This is a genomic window from Streptomyces avidinii (assembly GCF_014650695.1).
Lineage (GTDB): Bacteria > Actinomycetota > Actinomycetes > Streptomycetales > Streptomycetaceae > Streptomyces > Streptomyces avidinii.
The window spans coordinates 280,860-300,159 of record NZ_BMVL01000008.1; the positions used below are offsets into that span (position 1 = coordinate 280,860).

The following is a 19,300-nucleotide window of genomic DNA, read 5'->3' on the forward strand; positions in this document are numbered from 1 at the left end:
GCCCCGCCGCCCGCCCCTCGTAGATCTCGGCGTCAACTGCACTGCCAGTGAGCGCATTTGCCGTATTGATCTATCATCGCTTCGATTTTCGCCGCCCGTGCCGGCACGGGGCGGGCGCGAACCGGTTTCGACGAGAGGCAACACGTACGTGCGACTGACAGGCAAGCACCGGATATCCCTGGTCGCCGTGGCGGCCGCGGCCGCGATCGTGGGAAGTCTGCAGCTCCCCTCCAGCGCGTTCGGCACCGAGGACACCGGGATCACCGTGCCGCCGGCCGCGGAGGGTACCGATTCCCACGCGGCCGACTCCGCCGTCCACGGGAGCGACGGCACTGCCTTCGAGGACGGCGTCATGTCGCTCGGTGCGGAGCCTTCCCGGACCGCCGCACGGGCGGCCGCGGCGGCCGCGGACGCCGAGCCCGCACCTCCTCAGGGCGAGGGGTGGAAGCTGAGCGGTGCGACCAAGTGGCTGCAGACCGGCTACACGATCAAGTTCTACGACCAGAAGTCCGCGGACTGGCTGGCCCCGTACGTGCAGGCCTCCGCCGCCGACCTGCGGCGCATCACGAACCTGCCGGTCACCGTCGACACGAAGCCGGTCGGCTGGGACTACGTACGGCCCAGGGGCGAAGTGATCGTCGGCGTCCTGCACCGCCCCTGCCTGCCGCCCGCCGGGGAGGGCAGCATGGGCAGCACCGGCTGGAAGGTGGTCCGCGACGGGTCCGGCAGCGCCAACCTGAGCTGCGGGTTCACCAGCTCCTCGGTGGCCGCGACCGTGACCAGCGGCCACGCCTACATCGACAGCGAGTTCTTCACCTCGGCCGGCAAGCCGACCGCCGCCATGGGCGAGACGTACATGCGCAACCACATCAGCCACGAGCTCGGGCACACGCTGGGCCTGACGCACGCCAACCGCAGCCTGGAGAAGAGCGACTGCGTCAAGGGGAGCGACTCCGGGCAGTTCCCGGTCATGTGCTCGCCCGCGTACGCCTACCAGGACAAGCGCGCCGGCACCTACGTCCAGCAGTTCGACGTCCAGGGCCTGCGCCGCCTCGCGGCCGGCGCCGGAGCCGCGCTCTCCCCGCAGGGCCGGGTGACCGGAATCGGCGCCAAGTGCCTGGACGTCAAGGGAGGCAAGGCGGCCAACGGCACGCAGATCCAGCTCTACACGTGCAACGGCTCCGTCGCCCAGTCGTGGATCCTCGGCAAGGACGGCACCTTCCGCGCGTTCGGGAAGTGCCTGGACAACGCGCGGAACGCGAGCACCAACGGCAACAGGATCAGCCTCCACGACTGCAACGGATCGGCCGCACAGCGCTGGTCCGTCAACGCCAAGGGCCAGATCGTCCACGTGGCATCGGGCAAGGTCCTCGACGTGACCGGCGGCGCCACCGCCAACGGCACAGCGGTCCAGCTCCACACGGCGAACACGAACAAGCGCCAGGTCTGGGTCACACCGAAGTGACCCCGCCCCCGCGCAGCGCCCCCGGGAGCTCTCCCGGGGCGCTGCGCGTCACTGTCTAGGTCGATTGCCCGATCCCCCCGCCCCTCCTCAGAACGCACGCTGGTGCGATGAACGGTGGGGAAACGGGACGGGTCCTGCGGGACCGCAATGCTGGTCTCTATCTGTCCGGGGTGGTGGTCTCGGGCTTCGGGACGACCGCGATGTGGCTGGTCGCCGGGGTCTGGGTGAAATCGCTGACCGGCTCGGACACCCTCGCGGCGCTGACCGTGTTCGCCCTGTGGGCGCCGGTGCTCGCCGGGCCCGCTCTGGGGGCGCTCGCCGACCGGCTGCCCCGCCGGCGGCTCCTGGTCGGCGTCGGCCTCCTGATGGCCGCGCTGCTGCCCGTCCTGCTCCTGCTCGACTCCGCGGACCGGGTGTGGCTGCTGTTCGCCGTCCTCTTCGCCTACGGGGTCTGCGGCGCCCTCCACGACGCGGCGGAGGCGGCCCTGGTGCCGCAGGCCGTCGACGTCCGGCTCCTCGGTGACTTCAACGGGCTCCGGATGACGGCCAACGAGGGCATGAAGCTCCTCGCGCCGCCGGTGGGCGCGGCGCTGTTCGCCCGGTTCGGCGGGGCGTCGGTGGCTCTGCTCGACGCGGTGACGTTCGCGCTGGCAGCGGGACTCTTCGCGCTGCTGCGGGTTCGCGCGGAGCCGCCGGAGCGGAGCGCAGGCACAGGCACGGGCACGGGCGCGCGCGGCTTCCCCCGGGTGCGGGAGGGGGCGCGGGAGCTGTGGGGCTCACCCGTGCTGCGGCCGCTGGTGGCGGGCGGCGCGGCCGTGATGTTCCTGGCGGGGCTGAACGGCGCGGTGATCTACGCGGTCGCCGACGACGTGCTGGGGCACGCGCCCACCTATGTGGGGGTGTTGTACGCGGTGCAGGGCGCGGGCTCGGTCCTCACCGGGCTCGTGGCGGGTCCGCTGCTGCGGCGGATGCCCGAGCGGGTGTTCGCGGCCGCGGGCACGGCCCTGTTCGCACTGGGCATCGCGGGCCGGGCGCTGCCCTGCGACGCGGTGGCGCTGGTGTGCAGTGCGGTGATCGGGGCGGGGCTGCCGTGCGTGCTGATCGCCGCGCTGACGGCGGTGCAGCGCGAGGTCCCGAACGCGGTGCTGGCCCGCGCGGCAGCCACGGCCAACACCCTGATCTTCGTACCGAACGCGCTCGCCCTGGCACTGGGGGCCGCCCTGGTTGCCTTCGTGGACGTACGGGTGCTGCTGCCGGTGCTGGCGGTGGCGGGACTGGCGGTGGCGCTGCTCCTCGCGGCCGGGGCCCGGGCCGGGGTCGCGGCCGGAGCCGGGGCACGGGCCGGGCGGAAGTGACGGCCCGGGCGACCGCACGGGTAGCCGTAGGGGTCGCCGCACCGGCGGCCGTAGGGCGTGGCCGATCGGGGTGGGCGGGCCACGCCCTACGAGGGCGGGCTCAGGCTCCCGGCCCGGCCCACAGGCCTTCGGCCGTGAGCCCGAGCAGGTCGATCGCGTTGCCGCGCACGATGCGGTCCACCACGTCCGGCGACAGGTGGCCCATCTGCGCCTCGCCGACCTCGCGGGACTTGGGCCAGGTCGAGTCCGAGTGGGGGTAGTCCGTCTCGTAGAGGACGTTCGCGACGCCGATCGAGTCGAGGTTCTTCAGACCGAAGGCGTCGTCGAAGAAGCAGCCGAAGACGTGCTCCGCGAAGAGCTCCGACGGCGGGCGCAGCACCTTGTCCGCGACCCCGCCCCAGCCCCGGTTCTCCTCCCAGACCACGTTCGCGCGCTCCAGGATGTACGGGATCCAGCCGATCTGGCCCTCCGCGTACATGATCTTCAGGTGGGGGAAGCGCTCGAACTTGCCACTCATGAGCCAGTCGACCATCGAGAAGCAGCAGTTGGCGAACGTGATGGTGGAGCCGACCGCCGGCGGTGCGTCCGCCGAGGTGGACGGCATGCGGGAGGAGGAGCCGATGTGCATGGCGATGACCGTGCCGGTCTCGTTGCACGCCTCCAGGAAGGGGTCCCACTCGTCCGTGTGAATGGAGGGCAGGCCCAGGTGCGGGGGTATCTCGGAGAAGGCGACCGCGCGCACGCCGCGCGCGGCGTTGCGGCGGACCTCGGCGGCGGCCAGGCGGGCGTCCCAGAGCGGGACCAGGGTGAGGGGGATCAGCCGGCCGCGGGCGTCCGGGCCGCACCACTCCTCCACCATCCAGTCGTTGTAGGCCCGGACGCCGAGGAGCCCCAGCTCGCGGTCCTTGGCCTCGGTGAAGGTCTGGCCGCAGAAGCGGGGGAAGGTCGGGAAGCAGAGGGCCGACTGGACGTGGTTGACGTCCATGTCCGCGAGGCGCTCGGGAACCGAGAAGGAGCCCGGGCGCATCTGCTCGTAGGTGATGACTTCCAGTTTGATCTCGTCGCGGTCGTACCCGACAGCCGTGTCGAGCCGGGTGAGCGGCCGGTGCAGATCCTCGTACACCCACCAGTCGCCGATCGGGCCGTCGTCGCCCTTCGCTCCCATGACGGGGGCGAACTTGCCGCCGAGGAAGGTCATTTCCTTCAACGGGGCGCGGACGACGCGGGGGCCGATGTCGCGGTACTTGGACGGGAGCCGGTCCCGCCAGACGTGGGGGGGCTCAACCGTGTGGTCGTCCACCGAGATGATCTTCGGGAAGGTCTCCATGGCTCATACGGTAGCGCCGATCTGACGAACCGTCAGCTAGTTGGCCGGTGATCGGTCAAGGACGGGCTGACGTCCACGCGCGAGACAGGGCAGACTGACCACTAAACCGAACGGAAGGCAGGGGGACGACAGATGGACGGCGTACCGGCCATCCCGAGCCCGCGGAAACGCCCCGGGGCCCCTACGGCTGCCCCCGCGCCCCGCTCCGGGACAGGTACGGCCGGAACCGGTGCGGACACGGCAGCGCCGACCGGGCCCACCACGGGCAGGGCCACCACGGGTGCGGCCTCCACGAGCACGTCCGGTACGGGGGCGAGCACGGGCGGACCCGGCTCCGGCACTGCCGGGACCGCGACGGCCACCGCGGGCACGACCGGCCGGACCACGACCGCCACGGCCACGACCGGCACGGACAGGCCCGCCACGGACAGGCCCGGCACGGGCACGACCGGCACGGCCATGACCGGCACGGGCGCGACCGCCACCGGCACTGGCGGGTCCGGCACGGGCACGGCCCGCGCGGGCGGCGTCATTGCCGGGTCCGTGCCGCGGGTGGCCTCCTCCGCGGCTTCCTCCGCCGCGGCCTCCTCCGCCGCTGCTTCCGCCCCCGGGGCGGCTCCGGCAGGTGCCCGCGCCGAAGCCACCACCGCAGACGTCGTGGCCCACGGCCCCGGCGAGTCCCGTTTCGCCGTCCTCGGCCCCGTCCGCGCCTGGCGCGGCGCCGAGGTCCTGCCCTCCGGCACCCCCCAGCAGCGCGCCCTGCTCGCCGTACTCCTGCTGCGCGACGGCCGCACCGCCACCGCGCCCGAGCTCATCGACGCCATCTGGGGCGAGGACCCGCCGCAGCAGGCCCTCGCCACGATCCGTACGTACGCCTCCCGGCTGCGCAAGGTCGTCGCCCCCGGGCTGCTCGTCACCGAGTCCGGCGGATACGCCATCCGGCTGCGCTCCGCCGCCACCCTCGACCTCGGCGTCGCCCGCAGCCTCGCCGCCGACGCCGAGACGGCCCGCGCCGCCGGTGACCGCGCCCTCGCCCGTACGCTCCTCGCCCGCGCCCTCGACCTCTGGGAGGGCGAACCCCTCGCCGGGGTCCCCGGCCCGCACGCCGAGACCGAACGCATCCGGCTCGCCGAATGGCGCCTCCAGCTGCTGGAGACCCGCCTCGACCTCGACCTGGAGGTCGGCCAGCACGCCGAGGCCGTCTCCGAGCTCACCGCCCTCACCGCCGCCCACCCGCTGCGCGAACGCCTGCGCGAGCTGCTGATGCTCGCCCTCTACCGCAGCGGCCGGCAGGCCGAGGCCCTCGCCGTCTACGCCGACACCCGACGCCTCCTCGCCGACGAGCTCGGCGTCGACCCGCGCCCCGAACTGGCCGCGCTGCAGCAGCGCATCCTGAACGCCGACGCAGATCTCGCCCGCGCGGAGGACCCGGCCCCGGCCGCCGCGACCGTTCATGTGAGGCCGGCCCAATTGCCTGCGACCGTGCCCGACTTCACCGGCCGCTCCAGCTTCGTCGCCGAGCTCGGCGCCATCCTCGGCGGCGGCGCCCAGGACCAGGTCATGGCCGTGTCCGCGCTCGCCGGCATCGGCGGCGTCGGCAAGACCACCCTCGCCGTCCACGTGGCCCACGCCGCCCGCCCGCTCTTCCCCGACGGCCAGCTCTACGTCGACCTCCAGGGCACCGAGGCCCGCCCCGCCGAACCGGAGGCCGTCCTCGGCTCCTTCCTGCGCGCCCTCGGCACCCCCGACACCGCCATCCCGGACTCCGCCGCCGAGCGGGCCGCGCTCTACCGTTCCACCCTCGACGGCCGCCGCGTCCTGGTCCTCCTCGACAACGCCCGCGACGCCGCCCAGGTCCGCCCGCTGCTGCCGGGCACCGCCGGCTGCGCCGCCCTCGTCACGAGCCGGGTCCGCATGGCGGGCCTCGCCGGGGCCCATCTCGTCGACCTCGACGTGATGAGCCCCGAGGAGGCCCTCCAGCTGTTCACCCGCATCGTCGGCGAGGAGCGGGTGCGCGCCGAACGCCAGGCCGCCCTCGACGTCGTCGGCGCCTGCGGCTTCCTGCCGCTCGCCATCCGCATCGCCGCCTCCCGGCTCGCAGCGCGCCGCACCTGGACCGTCTCCGTGCTGGCTGCCAAACTCGCCGACGAACGCCGCCGCCTCGACGAGCTCCAGGCCGGCGACCTCGCCGTCAAGGCCACCTTCGAGCTGGGCTACGGCCAGCTGGAACCCGCCCAGCAGCGCGCGTTCCGCCTCCTCGGCCTCGCCGACGGCCCCGACATCTCGCTGTCCGCGGCAGCCGCCGTACTGGACCTGCCCGAGTACGACACCGAGGACCTCCTCGAAGCCTTAGTCGACTGCTCCCTGCTCGAATCCGCCGCCCCCGGCCGCTACCGCTTCCACGACCTCGTACGGCTCTACGCGCGTGCCTGCGCCGAGCGCGACGAGCAGCCGCCGAGCGGGCGCGAGGCCGCCCTGGACCGGCTGCTGGACTTCTACCTGGCCACCGCCTCCGGGGTCTACGCCCTGGAACGCCCCGGCGACCGGCTGCCCGCGCACCTGTCCGACACCCACTACCCCGGGCTGGTCTTCGCCGAACCGCGGGCCGCCCTGGACTGGCTGTACGCCGAGGCCGACCCGCTGCTGGCGTGCGTACGGCAGGCCGCCGCGCGGGGCGGCGAGACGCTGGTCCTGCGCCGGGCCGTGGACCTGCTGTGGGCGGCGAAGGACCTGGCGGAGTCCGGGGCCAACTCCCGGCAGTACGAGTCCGCCGCGGTCGCCCTGCGCGACGCGGGCCAGGCCGCCAAGGACCCGTACGCCGAGGGCCGCGCCCGCACCACCCTCACCAACGTCCACCTGGTCGCGGGCCGCTTCGCCGAGGCCGACGACGAGGCCGCCCGGGCCACCGTGCTCGCGCGCGAGGCCGGCGACCCGCTGCCCATGTGCTGGGCGCCCAACGACCGCGGGATCATCGCGCTCTACGAGGGCCGGCACGCGGACGGCGAGCGCTACCTGCTGGAGGCCATCGAGTGCTTCCGCGCCGACGGCAACAACGTCGGCGAGGCCAGCGCCCTGTGCAACCTCTCCCGCATTCACGTGGAACTGGGCCGCCTGCCCAGCGCGATAGACCTCGCCCAGCAGGGCATCGCCATCTACGACCGGATGGGGCTGAGCCTGCGCCTGGCCAACGGCCGTTACGCGCTGGGCATCGCCCTCACCCAGGCCGGACGGCTCGGCGAGGCCCTCGCACAGCTCGCCGAGGCGCTGTCGCTGTTCCACGAGAACCGCCAGCCGCTGTGGGAGGGCGTGACCCACTTCCGCCTCGCCGAGGCCCATCTGGCGGCGCGCCGGCCCACGCTGGCCGCCTCGCACGCCGAGCAGGCCATCGCGCTGCGCGGCATCGGCGGCGAGTGGCGGCGGGCGACGGTGCTGACGGTGCTCGGCAAGGCGCTGCGACGGCTGGGGCAGACGGACCGGGCGCGGGCCTGCTGGCGGGACGCGGAGACCGTGTTCAAGCAGCTGAGGTCGACCGAACTGGGCGAGGTACAGGCCCTGCTGGCGGCGGAGATCGCGGCCTGAGCTGCGGGGACGCCGGTTGAACGTGGCGTTCATCGTTCGTTTATCGCCGTCCGACACGATAGGTGCATCGACCCGGCGCGTCGGGGGACGCTCGGGCCGGTTGGTGGACTACCCGTTCGGCGGTCATCGGGGGAATCGCCGAACGGGCCCAGCCCTACCCACCCATCAGGAGAACCGATGACGACGAACGAGAACCTCAAGCCGCTCGACAACCACGCCTCGGGCGTCGAGATCGAGACTCTGGACAACCACGCCTCGGGCATCGAGATCAAGCCGCTCGCGAAGGAGCCGGCTCCGGCCGGCACCACCACCACCACGGACGAAGAGATCCAGACGCTGGACAACCACGCGTCCGGCCCGCGTCCGTAGCACGCGTACGACGTACGGGGGGATCCACGGGGGACCACCGGGGGGGGATCCACGGGGGGACAACGGGGGGACAACGGGGGAACGGCGGTCGCGGTGGCCCGGAGGGGGAGCCACCGCGACCGCCGCACGCGTGCGCCCGGTCCGGAGCCCGGCGGCGGCATAGTCTGGGGGTGTGTTCTCCTCCCACGGGCCGAGCGTCCGCGAACTGGCAGTGCAGGGCCTCTCCTCGGTGGAGCGGGGCTACGACCTCCTCGCGCCGAAGTTCGACCACACCCCCTTCCGCACCCCGGACCGGATGCTCGACGCCGTCGAGGAGACCCTCGCCCAGGTGGAGGGCGGTTTCGACGCCGGCCTGGACGTGTGCTGCGGCACGGGCGCGGGGATCGACATGCTGCGCCGCCTGTGCCGCGACCGGATCACCGGGGTGGACCTGAGCGCGGGCATGCTCGCGGAGGCCGGGCGCGCGCACGCGGACGACGACCGCGTGGACTTCGTCCGGGCAGACGCGCGGGCCCTGCCGTCCGCCCTCGCGCAGACCTACGACCTGGCGGTCAGCTTCGGCGCCTTCGGCCACTTCCTCCCGGCGGAGCGCCTCACGCTCTTCTCCGGCATCCACGCCGCCCTGCGCGAGGGCGGCGTCCTCGCCTTCCCGATCGGCGCCCCGCTCCCGCTCGGCTCACCGCTGTGGTGGGCGACGACGGGCTTCGACGCGGCGATGCGGGTCCGCAACGCGGTGTGGCGTCCCCCCTTCGTCATGTACTACCGCACCTTCCCCCTGGGCCCGGTCCGCGAGGACCTCCGGGCGACCGGCTTCACGGTGGAGACGCTCCCGCTGGAGCACTTCGGCCGCCGGCCCGACGGAGCCCCGCACTGGCGGCTGGTCCTGGCCCGCCGCACCTGAGGCCGCCGCACCTGAGGCTCCGCGCCGCCGAGGGGGCTTGGCGGAACGGCTGCGTCACCGGCGGGACACCGTGCACAATCCGTGAGGAGCCGTCAGCAGCCTGCGCACCCCCCTCACTCCATGGAGCAGCCGGTGTCGTCACAGGAAATGCTCATCACCCTCACCCCGCAGCAGGCGACCTACGGCGTGATCCTCCCCGTGGAGCTGCCGACCGGCACGGTCCGCCTGCGCATACCGTCCTGCCGGCACGGGGATCTCGTCCGGGTCCGCGTCGGCGCCCAGGAAGTCCTGCTGCGCGTCCACGTGACCGGGGCGGGCGCGGCCTGGATCGCGGGGGCCGGCGGGGTCACGCCGCCGACCGCGGCCACGGCCGCCTTCCCGGCCGGGGCGGGTGCGACACCGCCCGCGCCCGTTGCGGGGACGCCCGCGCGGACGGGCGGCGGACGCGGCGGCCTGGTGGCGCTCGCCGTCGCCGCGGCCCTGGTCCTCGGCTTCTTCCTGCTGGGCGACGGCGACGACCACGGCCGGGACAGCAAGTCCTCCGCCGAGGCCACGCCCACCTGGTCGTCCTCCTGGACGCCCTCGCCCTCGCCCTCCCCCTACGACTCCCCCGACGACTCCCCCTCGTCCGGATCGTCGGCCCCCGGCGCCGCCGCCACCCCGTACAGCCCCGAGGCGATCGCCGGGGCGAGCCCCGAGCCCAGCCCGTTCGACCGGGGCACGTGCCTCAACGGACAGCTGCCGGATTCGACGACGCCGCGCAGCGTCAGCGGTGTCTCGGAGGTGCCCTGCTCGGCGTCCGACGCGCACTACCGGGTGATCGAGAGCATTCCCGGCACCGCGGACCTGGACAGCTGCAACGACAACCCCAAGACCCAGTACGCCTTCTCCTACCGCTACATGCGCGGCTCCACCGTGCTCAACCAGTACGTGTACTGCCTGGTCGGCATCGGCTCGTACGCCCGCTGAGCCGGGTCCGGCCCCGGCGGGCGTACGGGCTCAGGAGGCGCGCAGTTCGCGTTTGAGGATCTTGCCGCTCGCGTTGCGGGGGAGTTCCGTCACGAACTCCACCGCGCGCGGGACCTTGTAGTTGGCCATCTCGCGGCGGGACCAGGCGATCAGGTCGTCGGCGGTCAGGGTGGAGCCGGGGCGGCGGACCGCGTAGACCTTGCCGACCTCGCCCAGGCGCGGGTCCGGGATGCCGATCACCGCGACGTCCGCGATGTCCGGGTGGAGGCCGAGGAGCTGCTCGATCTCGGCCGGGTAGGCGTTGAAGCCGCCGACGATGAACATGTCCTTGATCCGGTCGGTGATGCGCAGGTTGCCGTCCTCGTCCAGGACCCCCACGTCACCGGTGTGCAGCCAGCCCTCCGGGGTGATCGCGCGGGCGGTCTCCTCGGGGTCCTCGAAGTAGCCCTGCATGACGTGGTGGCCGCGGACCACGATCTCGCCCGGCTGCCCGGCCGGCTGCGGGCGCCCATCCGCGTCCCGGATCTCCACCTCCGTGTCCGGGACGGCCCGGCCGGAGGTCGAGGCGACGGTCTCCGCGGGGTCGCCCCGGCGGCACATGGTGACGATCCCGCTGGCCTCCGAGAGCCCGTACGCCGTGAGGACGACTCCGATGTGCAGCTCGCCGCGCAGCCGCTCGACGAGCCGGAGCGGGACCACGGCCGCGCCGGTGACGACCAGGCGCAGGGCGGAGAGGTCGTGCTGGCCGCGCTGGGGGTGGTCGAGGAGCGACTGGTGGAGGGTGGGCGGCCCGGGGAGTACGGAGATCCGCTCGGCGGCGACGTTCGCGAGGACGGTGTCCACGTTGAACACGGGCTGCGGGACCATCGTGGCCCCGCGCATCAGGCAGGCGATGATCCCGGCCTTGTAGCCGAAGGTGTGGAAGAAGGGGTTCACGATCAGGTAGCGGTCGCCCTCGCGCAGGCCGGCGAGCTCGCTCCACACGTCGTAGCAGCGCAGGGACTGGGCGTGGGTGATGACGGCGCCCTTGGGGCTGCCGGTGGTGCCGGAGGTGAAGATGATGTCGGAGGGGTCCTCGGGGCGGATGGCCCCGGCGCGCTCGCTGACCGCCGCGGCCGGTACGCCGTCCCCGCCCGTGAGGAACTCCTTCCAGGTGCGGAAGGAGTCGGGGGCGTCGTCGGAGAGGACGACGACCTGTTCCAGGTGCGGGAGTCCGGGCAGCGGGCCGGCGCCCGGGCCTTCGGCGGCCGCGCGGCGCAGCGAGGCGACGTAGGAGGTGCCGAGGAAGGTGCCGGTGACGAAGAGCATCCGGGCCCGGCTGCGCTGCAGGACGTACGCGGCCTCCGCGCCCTTGAAACGGGTGTTGAGGGGGACGAGCACCGCGCCCGCGGAGACGGCGCCGAGGGCGGAGACGATCCACTCCAGGGTGTTGGGGGCCCAGACGGCGACCCGGTCGCCGGGTTCGATGCCGGCGGCGATGCAGGCGGCGGCGGCCCGCTCGACGCGTTCGCCCAGCTGCTCGTAACTGATCCGGGCGCGGCCGTCGACGACGGCCTCCCGGTCGGCGTACTGTGCCGCTGCCGCCCGGACGAGCCCGGCGATGCTGCCCCAGCGGAGATCGCCGCGGAGATCCCCTGGCTGGTCCCCGGGCCGGTCCCCGCGCAGGTCTCCGCCTACGTTCTCGCGCCCGTGGTCGACCATGCGTGCCACCTTCCCGCAGACCCAGTAGCTGACTATCCGTCAGATTAGCTGTAGCCTTCGCGGCTGTCAGTACTGGCGCACCCCGGAGGTGGCGATGGCGGCAACGCTCAAGGACGCGACGGCGATAGTCGGCATCGGGCAGACCGCCTTTGCCAAACAACTCCCCCAGTCCGAAAAGGAGTTGGCCTGCCGGGCCATCCTGGCGGCCCTCACCGACGCCGGCATCGAGCCCTCCGAGGTCGACGCCTTCGCCTCCTACACCATGGAGGAGACCGACGAGGTCGAGGTCGCCAAGGCCATCGGCGCCGGCGACGTCACCTTCTTCTCCAAGATCGGTTACGGCGGCGGCGGTTCCTGCGCCACCGTCGGACACCTCGCCGCCGCCGTCGCCACCGGCCAGGCCACCGTCGGCGTCGCCTGGCGCTCCCGCAAGCGCGGCTCCGGCCCCCGCCCCTGGAAGAACACCGCCGTCCAGCTGCCCACCCCCGGCCAGTGGACCAGGCCCTTCGGCCTGCTGCGCCCCGCCGACGAGATCGGCATGCTCGCCCGCCGCTACATGCACGAGTACGGCGCCACCCGCGACCACCTCTTCAACGTCGCCATGGCCTGCCGCAACCGGGCCAACGCCAACCCGGCGGCGATGATGTACGAGCGCCCGCTGACCCGCGAGATGTACATGACCTCTCGCATGATCAGCGACCCGCTCTGCCTCTTCGACAACTGCCTGGAGACCGACGGGGCACTGGCCTGCGTGATCGTCTCCGCCGAGCGCGCCCGCGACTGCCGACACAGGCCCGTCTACGTGCACTCCGTCGCCCAGGGCCTGCCCGCCCAGCACCACGGCATGGTCAACTACTGGAACGACGACCCCCTGTCCGGCCCCGCCTGGACCGCCGCCCGCCACCTGTGGAAGCAGGCCGACTTCCGGCCCCAGGACGTGGACGTCGCCCAGATCTACGACGCCTTCACCCCGCTGATCCCGCTCTCGCTGGAGGGCTACGGCTTCTGCGGACGCGGCGAGGGCGCCGCCTTCACCGAGGGCGGCGCCCTGGAGATGGGCGGCCGGCTCCCCCTCAACACCGGGGGCGGCGGCCTCTCCGAGGCGTACGTGCACGGATTCAACCTGATCAACGAGGGCGTCAAGCAGCTGCGCGGCGTCTCCACCTCCCAGGTGCCCGACGCCGCGACCTGCCTGGTGACCGCCGGCGAGGGCGTACCGACGTCCGCGATCCTGCTGAGGAGCTGACCCCGATGACCATCGCATCCGAAGCCGCCGCCGAGGCCGCGGCCGAGCTGCTCCTGCCCGTCCCCGACGCGGACGGCGCCCCCTTCTGGAAGTACGCCGCCCGCGGCGAGCTCCGCGTCCAGGCCTGCGCCGCCTGCGGCCGGCTGCGTTTCCCGCCCCGCCCCTGCTGCCCGCACTGCCGGTCCTTCGACAGCGAGTGGCGCCGGATGAGCGGCCGCGGCCGCATCTGGTCCTACGTACGGCCGCACCCGCCGCTGCTGCCCGCGTACGCCGCCCAGGCCCCGTACAACGTGATCCTCGTGGAGCTCGCCGACGCCCCGCACATCCGGCTCGCCGGAAATCTGGTGACCTCGGCCGACGCTCCGCTCGACTCGGTGGACCCGGGCCGGCTGCGCATCGGCGCACGCGTCCAGGTCGTCTTCACCGAGACGGGCGGCATGGCCGTGCCCCGCTGGATCCTGGAGAAGTCATGACCGTGCGGGTGGAACGGGACAAGGCGACCGGGGTCGCGGTCGTCACCCTCGACCGGGAGCACCGGCACAACGCCATCGACCTGGCAACGGCGGCCGAACTGAGCTCGGTGTGGCGGGAGTTCCGGTACGCCGACGAAGTACGGGCGGTGGTGCTGACGGGCGCCGGCCCGACCGCCTTCTGCACCGGCATCGACCGCGGCGTGGACGTGCCGCAGCCCGCCTCGCCGTACTCGGCGGACGACCCGCTGATCGCCATCGGCCCCAAGGCGGGCGACCTGTGGAAGCCGGTCGTCGCCGCCGTCAACGGCATGGCCTGCGGCGGGGCCTTCTACCTGCTGGGCGAGGCGGAGTTCCTGATCGCCTCCGAGACGGCGACCTTCTTCGACCCGCACACCACCTACGGGATGGTCAGCGCCTACGAGGCCGTCTACATGGCGCAGCGCATGCCCTTCGGCGAGGCCGCCCGGATGTCCCTCATGGGCACCGCCGAACGGCTCTCCGCGCGCCGGGCCCACGAGATCGGCCTCGTCTCGGAGCTGGCCGCGCCCGACGGGCTGCTCCCGGCGGCCCTACGGGCGGCGGAGACCCTGGCCGGCTTCCCGACGGAGGCCGTGCAGGGCACCGTACGGGCCCTGTGGTCGGCGAAGCAGGCCGCACTCCAGCAGTCCCTGGCGCAGGCCCCGGCGCTGATCGCGCTGGGCAACCTGGCACCGCAGCGGCAGGCGGAGCTGTTCGGCTCGCGACGGCCCGGTACGGAGTTCAGGCTGCGCTGACGGGCCCGGCGGCGGGCCTCAGGATGCGAGCGGCCGGTCGAGCCGGCACGTCTTGACCTCGGTCGCGCGCGCGGGCTCCTTGAGCGGAACGCTGATCACGCGGCTCTCGCGCGCGCCCAGGGTCTCCTTGACGACGGTCGACTCGACGGCGGCGCCGTTCGCGCCCTCCCGGTACAGGTTCACCACGAAGGTCGCCCTGCGGTCCACGTTCGAGGTGAGCCTGACCGTGGTGACCGGCGTGCTGCCGGCGCAGGTGACCACGACCGCCGTGGCCGGGGCGCCGGTCGCACTCGCCGAGGGCGACGCGCCGGCCGTGCTCCTGCTGCCGCTGCCGTGGCTCTTCTTCTTGTTCTTGGAGCTGGAGCACCCGCCACCACTGCTGCTGCTCTTGCTCTTGCTCTTTCCACTGCTGCCGCTGCTGCTGCTCCCGCCGTGCGACGAGAAGCCGGTCAGTGCGAACACGACCGCCACCAGCACCGCGGTGAACCTGATACGACGCCCAGCCACCATGGCCCGAAACCTCTCCCCCGGGGACAACGGCGGGCCACGCTACCAGGCACCGCGCACGCCGTCAGGGCTCCTGACGTGCGGGCCCCGGGGGCCGGGCGTAGCGTCGGGACCGAGACCCCTGTATCGGAGGGCCGGGCATGATCCGCAACGCACTCGGCTCCCTGATGGGTCTGATCGGAGCGGCGGCCGCCGTCTGGAGCCCCTTCCGTGCCTGGTACGACGGCCGTCTCGGACGCGACTACCGCGTCCAGGAGCTCTTCGGCTCGACCGGGATCACCGATCACCGGGCCACCCTGCTCGGCTCGATCCTGCTGCCGTACCTCGTCGCCGCCGTCCTCACCCTGTGCGCGGTCCTGCTCCGCTCGCGGCTGCTCATGGCGCTGGCCGGGGTCGTCGTCCTCGGCTTCAGCATCCTGTGGACGGTCCGCCAGGGCCAGGCCGTCGGGAGCCTCACGGTCGGCGACGACGGCCGGGGCCTCGGTGACGGCCTCGCGAGTGCCTTCGGCGCGGGCGCCCTGATCCTCCTGGGCGCCGTGGTCATGCGCGGCCGCCCGGCCCGCAGCACCCGCCCCCTCCCTCCGACGACGCCCGCCTAGGGGTTCTTCGGCGCGATCTGCGGCTCGGCCATCACCGCACATCGCCGCAGATCGCCACAGCAAACAAGCACAGAGAGGCCGAACCAGCTTCTCCTCGTCCCGCATCGACCCCAACTGCTGACCCCTCCCTGCCGTGTTGTCGGACGCTCGTGCAAGGATGATTCGCAGAAGCTTCGGGGGAATTCCCATGAGCACGGGGGTGCGGGAAGCATGTCTGTCACGGTGCCGGACTGGGCGGACACACTGCTGGATCTGATCGGTGTGGCCTGGCCGAATGTGGACGAGGACGCCTACCGGGACATGGCGGACTCGCTCCGGGAGTTCGCCGAGGACCTGCTGGACGACGGCCAGCTCGCGAACAACCACGTCGAACGCCTGCTCTCGGCGAGCAAGGGCGAGTCGATCGAGGCCCTGAACAAGCACTGGAACACGGTCAAGGGCAAGCACTTCAGGGACCTCGCGTCCGCGGCCCGCACCATCGCCGGCGCCATGGACCTGGCCGCCGACGCCGTGGTCGCCATGAAGTCCGCCGCCCTGGTCCAACTCGGCTACCTGGCCACCGAAGCGGGCATCGCGCTCTCCCTCATACCCGTCACCGGCGGCCTGTCGATGCTGATCGGCGCCGGTGCCATGCGCGCCACCCAGGAAGTCGTCAAGCGCCTCATCAAGGAGTGCATGGAGGAGGCCGTCGGCTACATCGTCTCGGCGATGACCGAGCCGGCCGTCGCCGCCCTGGAGGGCATGGCCGCCGACCTCGTCGTCCAACTCGGCTCGATGGCCCTCGGTTTCCAGGACGGCGTGGACCTCGACCAGGCCAAGAACGCCGGCAAGGACGGCTTCAAGGAAGGCGTCCAGTCCGGCAAGGAATCCCTCCACCTCGCCTCCGCCGGAGGCGGCGGAGGCGGGGGCGGGGGCGCAGGCGGGGGCGGGGGCGCAGGCGGCACCGGCCTGGTCGACCTGCACATCGAGCACTCCGAACACGACCGCGCCGGCACCCGCCTCAACACCGTCAGCACCGGCATCCACGGCAAGACCACCTCCAAACTCACCAAGGCCAAGTCCCACCACGGCCGCACCCGGGGCCGCGACTCCATCGCCCAGGCCATCGACCCCGTCGCAGACAAAGCCCTCGCCGCCCTCACCAAAGCGACCAAGGCCATGGGCGACCACGTCGGCACCACCCTCCCCAAGGCCGTCAAGCAGATCTCCACCGACCACAAGAAGAACGACCAGGCCCTCCACGACGACTTCAACCGCCTGAAGAAGGACACCACCGGAGGCGGCAAGGGCGGAGCCGGCGGGGGCGGCAAACCGCCGACCGGCGGAGGCGGTGGCGGCGGCACGGGCGGCGGAGGTGGTGGCGGCGGCCGCCCCCTCGACCCCCAGCCGGCCTCCCACGGCCGCTCCTCGGCCGGGATGAAGCATCACCGCCGTGACGCGCTGGACGTCAGCCATCTCGACGAGCAGCAGCGGCACGCCCTGCTGCGTCACGAGGCCAGCCAGCTGTCGGAGAACGCGCAAGCAGCCCGCGGACAGCAGCCCCCCGGCAAGGAGCGGCTCAAGAGCGGCTGTTCGGGCGCCTTCCTCCACGACGATGTCATCACCTCCCACTCCAGCTCGCAGAAGTACAAGGACGGCCAGGAGAATCCGCGCGCGCACCCTGTCGTACAAGACCTGTACGACGACATCGCCCGGCGTGCCGACAACGGGGAATTCCCCAAGGGTCGTGGGCACGGCCGATGTGCGGAGGTGTCCTTGGTGTCGGACCGATTGCATCAGATGCAGTCGGAGGGGCGGAGCATCACGAACCTCGACGAAGCCAGGGAAGCCCTCAAGGGGAGCGTCATGCATACCGTGACCATCGGCGAGCAATTCGACGAGAACAACAACAAGATCCCGCACAACAGCTATATCCCACCGTGTCAAAGCTGCAAGCACGCGATGCCCGCACTCGGAATATCATTGCTGAGCTGAACGCACCCCGGAAGACGCGCACCGAAAGGCAGTACAGCAGTGAGACCACCAGCTCCGCGGGCAGAAGTCGAGGCATGGCTCCGGGACAACGGCTGGCACCCCGGTCACCGGGACCGGGAGGCGGCCGAGCAGCTCATCGAGGCGCGCGTCCAGGACTCCGTGCGGCAGGGCTTCCCGCTGACGCCCTGGGGAGAGGTCACCGATTTCGTCAGCCGCTACGCCGGCCTCGTGTTCCCCATGCCCCGTGCACCCGAGCGGAAATTCGTCCCCAATCCGACCATGGGTTACGCGGATGACGCCGAGGACATCGTCGAACTGGCCACGGACCTCGGCCGCAAACTGTTTCCCGTGGGGTACGAGACGGTCGAGGCGGGAATCGTCCTCATGGACGACATCGGGAGGTTCTTCTACCTCCACCACACGGGCCCCTACTTCCTCGGAAAGGACGAGGCCCAAGCCCTCTCCAGCCTTATGCGAGGCGATCAGGACGAAGTGGACGCCTACTATGTCTGACGACATGCCGGGCGTGGCCGCCTCGCTCCTCGTCCAGAACACCGTACTGAGCCACACCAATCTCAGCGGGGACGGAGCGCCCCGCCTCCACCCCGCCGTACAGGGCTTCTTCGACGCGCTGCCGCCCGCGCAGCGGGAGCCGTTCATCGGCCTCTGCGCCGAATCCGCCCTGGTGTCGGACCAGTTCTACGCCTTGGACGCCCAGCGCGGCGGCGGTGAGGTCACCACGCTCGACGAGGCCCTGCCCCATTTCGCCGGGGCCGCCATCGTCGCGCGCAAGATCCGCCCCCAAGGGGATCCCGAGCACGGGACCGAGTCCGTCGTCTGCCGCTCGTGTTCCGCGCTTCTCGACCGGCTCGGTATCGATGTCCTCCACGACGAGTGACGTCGACGTCCTGACCGCCGCCGGCTGGCTTCCCGGGAGGGACGCCGCCGGCCCTGCCATGCGGGCGATCCTCGAAGCCTGCGCGGTGGTGGATCCGCGTGTCGGCGGGGCGGGCTGGAAAGTGTTCCCGGCCGCCCGAGAGGCGTTGCGCGCCTACCACGGCCTGCTGGTCCGGCCCTCGGGCCCCGGCCTGGACGTCGCGCCGACCGGGGCGGTCGTGGACCCGCGCGAGGCCGCGTGCACCGTGGGCAGCTTCCACCGCCTCGGCGCGGAACTCGGTGTGCTGCTCTTCCCCCTCGGCCGGACCGACGCTGACGCCCCGCTCGCCGTCGACGAGCTCGGCCGTCTGTTCAGCGTGGACCACGGGGGCGCCCGGCTGCTCGGGGAGAGCGTGGCCGAGGGTCTGACCTCACTCGCGCGGGGGCGGATGCCCGTACGGCTCACTGCTCGGCGGGAGGCATGGACCCTCGGGCCGCTGCCCGCCGACGATCTACTGCTCGAAGCGGTCAAGGCCGCGCTGACAGCCGTCTACGTCCTGCACCGTCACGGCGCGTACAGTGCCCGCGCCGTCCGGCTGCGCGCCACCACCCTGCGCGGGATCGGTGCGCTCGCCCTCGACCGGGTCTTCCCGCTGCCCGGAGGATCGCTGGAAGCCGCAGCCGTTCCTCTGGCGCGGGACATGGCACAGGCGCTGGAAGCCGCGGGCATCCGTACCCGGGGCACCGAGCTGCAGCTGTCCGTGCCGCCGCCGCCCGCCGTCACCGGGCCGCCCGCAACCTTCGCGTGGGCCCTGACCGTGGGCGCTTCCGCGGCCCACCCGTCGACGGCCGACCTCACCCTCACCGGCGGCGCGGGGGCCTCCGTCGGCGAAGCCGCCGCCACCTTCGACGCCTGCGTCGCGGACCTCGTCCGCCCGACCGCGCCGGAGATCGTGGCGAGCCGGACCGTCCGGGACCACGGTCCGGACCGGGTCGATCACGCCGTACCGCGGGCCGCGCGTCTCCCCGAGGGCTGCGGCCCCGCGATCGACGGCGCCGCCGACGACCTGTGAGGCCACCCCGCCGCACGGCTCGGGCGCGCGCCCGACGGGCTCCGCCCGGACATGGCGGCGGCCCCGGCCCCCGGGAGGGGGCGGGGCCGACCGGCCGGGCAGGCGGGTGGGAA

The 19,300-nt window shown here is 72.9% G+C and carries 17 protein-coding genes and 1 pseudogene; 14 read left to right on the forward strand and 4 right to left on the reverse strand.

The window, feature by feature from the left end; translation table 11 throughout:
* Positions 1-148: 148 nt before the first annotated feature.
* A complete protein-coding gene (locus tag IE257_RS22850; RefSeq protein WP_189971441.1) occupies positions 149-1,465 on the forward strand; it encodes a ricin-type beta-trefoil lectin domain protein in 1,317 nt (438 codons plus the stop codon).
* 107 nt (positions 1,466-1,572) lie between these two features.
* Positions 1,573-2,820 carry an MFS transporter gene (locus IE257_RS22855; protein ID WP_189971443.1) on the forward strand — a complete coding sequence of 416 codons (1,248 nt, stop codon included), beginning with the start codon at positions 1,573-1,575 and terminating at the stop codon, positions 2,818-2,820.
* 100 nt (positions 2,821-2,920) lie between these two features.
* Here the strand turns inward: IE257_RS22855 and IE257_RS22860 are convergent, their stop codons facing one another.
* Together IE257_RS22860 and IE257_RS22865 are read right to left on the reverse strand one after the other, a co-directional pair.
* Complete coding sequence (locus IE257_RS22860) at positions 2,921-4,147, reverse strand: amidohydrolase family protein (protein ID WP_189971445.1); 1,227 nt, start codon at positions 4,145-4,147, stop codon at positions 2,921-2,923.
* Between the two features lie 101 nt (positions 4,148-4,248).
* Positions 4,249-4,608, reverse strand: a complete 360-nt coding sequence (locus tag IE257_RS22865; protein WP_189971446.1) for a hypothetical protein — start codon at positions 4,606-4,608, stop codon at positions 4,249-4,251.
* Here IE257_RS22865 and afsR point away from each other — a divergent pair.
* From afsR to IE257_RS22885, 4 genes are all read left to right on the forward strand, one after another.
* Positions 4,607-7,726 carry an SARP-family global regulator AfsR gene (afsR, locus tag IE257_RS22870; protein WP_229920594.1) on the forward strand — a complete coding sequence of 1,040 codons (3,120 nt, stop codon included), beginning with the start codon at positions 4,607-4,609 and terminating at the stop codon, positions 7,724-7,726. The genes IE257_RS22865 and afsR overlap by 2 nt on opposite strands.
* 177 nt (positions 7,727-7,903) lie before the next feature.
* Entirely contained in the window at positions 7,904-8,095 is a 192-nt protein-coding gene (locus IE257_RS22875; protein ID WP_189971450.1) for a hypothetical protein, read from the forward strand.
* Between the two features lie 172 nt (positions 8,096-8,267).
* Positions 8,268-8,996, forward strand: a complete 729-nt coding sequence (locus IE257_RS22880; RefSeq protein WP_189971452.1) for a class I SAM-dependent methyltransferase — start codon at positions 8,268-8,270, stop codon at positions 8,994-8,996.
* A gap of 132 nt (positions 8,997-9,128) precedes the next feature.
* Complete coding sequence (locus IE257_RS22885; protein ID WP_189971454.1) at positions 9,129-9,965, forward strand: LppU/SCO3897 family protein; 837 nt, start codon at positions 9,129-9,131, stop codon at positions 9,963-9,965.
* 30 nt (positions 9,966-9,995) lie between these two features.
* Here the strand turns inward: IE257_RS22885 and IE257_RS22890 are convergent, their stop codons facing one another.
* Positions 9,996-11,666, reverse strand: coding sequence for a FadD3 family acyl-CoA ligase (locus IE257_RS22890; protein ID WP_189971456.1), 1,671 nt, complete (start codon positions 11,664-11,666; stop codon positions 9,996-9,998).
* 94 nt (positions 11,667-11,760) lie between these two features.
* Between IE257_RS22890 and IE257_RS22895 the strand changes: the two genes are divergently transcribed.
* Genes IE257_RS22895 through IE257_RS22905 form a run of 3 tightly spaced genes read left to right on the forward strand, consistent with a single transcriptional unit; the run spans position 11,761 to position 14,158 of the window.
* Entirely contained in the window at positions 11,761-12,912 is a 1,152-nt protein-coding gene (locus IE257_RS22895) for a lipid-transfer protein (RefSeq protein ID WP_189971458.1), read from the forward strand.
* A gap of 5 nt (positions 12,913-12,917) precedes the next feature.
* Positions 12,918-13,385 (forward strand): Zn-ribbon domain-containing OB-fold protein, encoded by a 468-nt coding sequence (locus IE257_RS22900; protein ID WP_189971460.1) that lies wholly within the window; start codon positions 12,918-12,920, stop codon positions 13,383-13,385.
* Entirely contained in the window at positions 13,382-14,158 is a 777-nt protein-coding gene (locus tag IE257_RS22905; protein WP_189971462.1) for an enoyl-CoA hydratase/isomerase family protein, read from the forward strand. The genes IE257_RS22900 and IE257_RS22905 overlap by 4 nt, the downstream gene beginning before the upstream one ends.
* Before the next feature lie 18 nt (positions 14,159-14,176).
* On the opposite strand, the gene IE257_RS22910 is transcribed toward IE257_RS22905, so the two are convergent.
* Entirely contained in the window at positions 14,177-14,668 is a 492-nt protein-coding gene (locus IE257_RS22910; protein WP_189971464.1) for a hypothetical protein, read from the reverse strand.
* A 137-nt stretch (positions 14,669-14,805) separates the two neighbouring features.
* Here IE257_RS22910 and IE257_RS22915 point away from each other — a divergent pair, with 137 nt between their 5' ends.
* From IE257_RS22915 to IE257_RS22935, 5 genes and pseudogenes are all read left to right on the forward strand, one after another.
* On the forward strand, positions 14,806-15,264 hold the full coding sequence (locus IE257_RS22915; RefSeq protein WP_189971466.1) for a hypothetical protein: 459 nt from the start codon (positions 14,806-14,808) through the stop codon (positions 15,262-15,264).
* A gap of 210 nt (positions 15,265-15,474) precedes the next feature.
* Positions 15,475-17,199, forward strand: a pseudogene (locus IE257_RS39220) (YwqJ-related putative deaminase); the annotation flags it as partial.
* A gap of 78 nt (positions 17,200-17,277) precedes the next feature.
* Positions 17,278-17,751, forward strand: a complete 474-nt coding sequence (locus tag IE257_RS22925; protein WP_189971470.1) for an SUKH-3 domain-containing protein — start codon at positions 17,278-17,280, stop codon at positions 17,749-17,751.
* On the forward strand, positions 17,744-18,136 hold the full coding sequence (locus IE257_RS22930) for a YwqJ-related putative deaminase (protein ID WP_189971472.1): 393 nt from the start codon (positions 17,744-17,746) through the stop codon (positions 18,134-18,136). The genes IE257_RS22925 and IE257_RS22930 overlap by 8 nt, the downstream gene beginning before the upstream one ends.
* Positions 18,117-19,187: an SUKH-3 domain-containing protein gene (locus tag IE257_RS22935; RefSeq protein WP_189971474.1), complete on the forward strand. Its 1,071-nt coding sequence runs from the start codon at positions 18,117-18,119 to the stop codon at positions 19,185-19,187. The genes IE257_RS22930 and IE257_RS22935 overlap by 20 nt, the downstream gene beginning before the upstream one ends.
* The last annotated feature ends 113 nt before the right edge of the window (positions 19,188-19,300 follow it).

Excerpts from the sequence above, each read along its gene's own strand:
- IE257_RS22865 (WP_189971446.1), bottom strand. The coding sequence starts at position 4,608 with ATGGCCGTGCCGGTCGTGCCCGTGCCGGGCCTGTCCGTGGCGGGCCTG.
- IE257_RS22905 (WP_189971462.1), top strand. The coding sequence starts at position 13,382 with ATGACCGTGCGGGTGGAACGGGACAAGGCGACCGGGGTCGCGGTCGTC.
- IE257_RS22935 (WP_189971474.1), top strand. The coding sequence starts at position 18,117 with ATGTCCTCCACGACGAGTGACGTCGACGTCCTGACCGCCGCCGGCTGG.
- IE257_RS22890 (WP_189971456.1), bottom strand. The coding sequence starts at position 11,666 with ATGGTCGACCACGGGCGCGAGAACGTAGGCGGAGACCTGCGCGGGGAC.
- IE257_RS22895 (WP_189971458.1), top strand. The coding sequence starts at position 11,761 with ATGGCGGCAACGCTCAAGGACGCGACGGCGATAGTCGGCATCGGGCAG.
- IE257_RS22915 (WP_189971466.1), top strand. The coding sequence starts at position 14,806 with ATGATCCGCAACGCACTCGGCTCCCTGATGGGTCTGATCGGAGCGGCG.
- IE257_RS22900 (WP_189971460.1), top strand. The coding sequence starts at position 12,918 with ATGACCATCGCATCCGAAGCCGCCGCCGAGGCCGCGGCCGAGCTGCTC.
- afsR (WP_229920594.1), top strand. The coding sequence starts at position 4,607 with ATGACCGGCACGGGCGCGACCGCCACCGGCACTGGCGGGTCCGGCACG.
- IE257_RS22930 (WP_189971472.1), top strand. The coding sequence starts at position 17,744 with ATGTCTGACGACATGCCGGGCGTGGCCGCCTCGCTCCTCGTCCAGAAC.
- IE257_RS22860 (WP_189971445.1), bottom strand. The coding sequence starts at position 4,147 with ATGGAGACCTTCCCGAAGATCATCTCGGTGGACGACCACACGGTTGAG.
- IE257_RS22875 (WP_189971450.1), top strand. The coding sequence starts at position 7,904 with ATGACGACGAACGAGAACCTCAAGCCGCTCGACAACCACGCCTCGGGC.
- IE257_RS22910 (WP_189971464.1), bottom strand. The coding sequence starts at position 14,668 with ATGGTGGCTGGGCGTCGTATCAGGTTCACCGCGGTGCTGGTGGCGGTC.
- IE257_RS22855 (WP_189971443.1), top strand. The coding sequence starts at position 1,573 with ATGAACGGTGGGGAAACGGGACGGGTCCTGCGGGACCGCAATGCTGGT.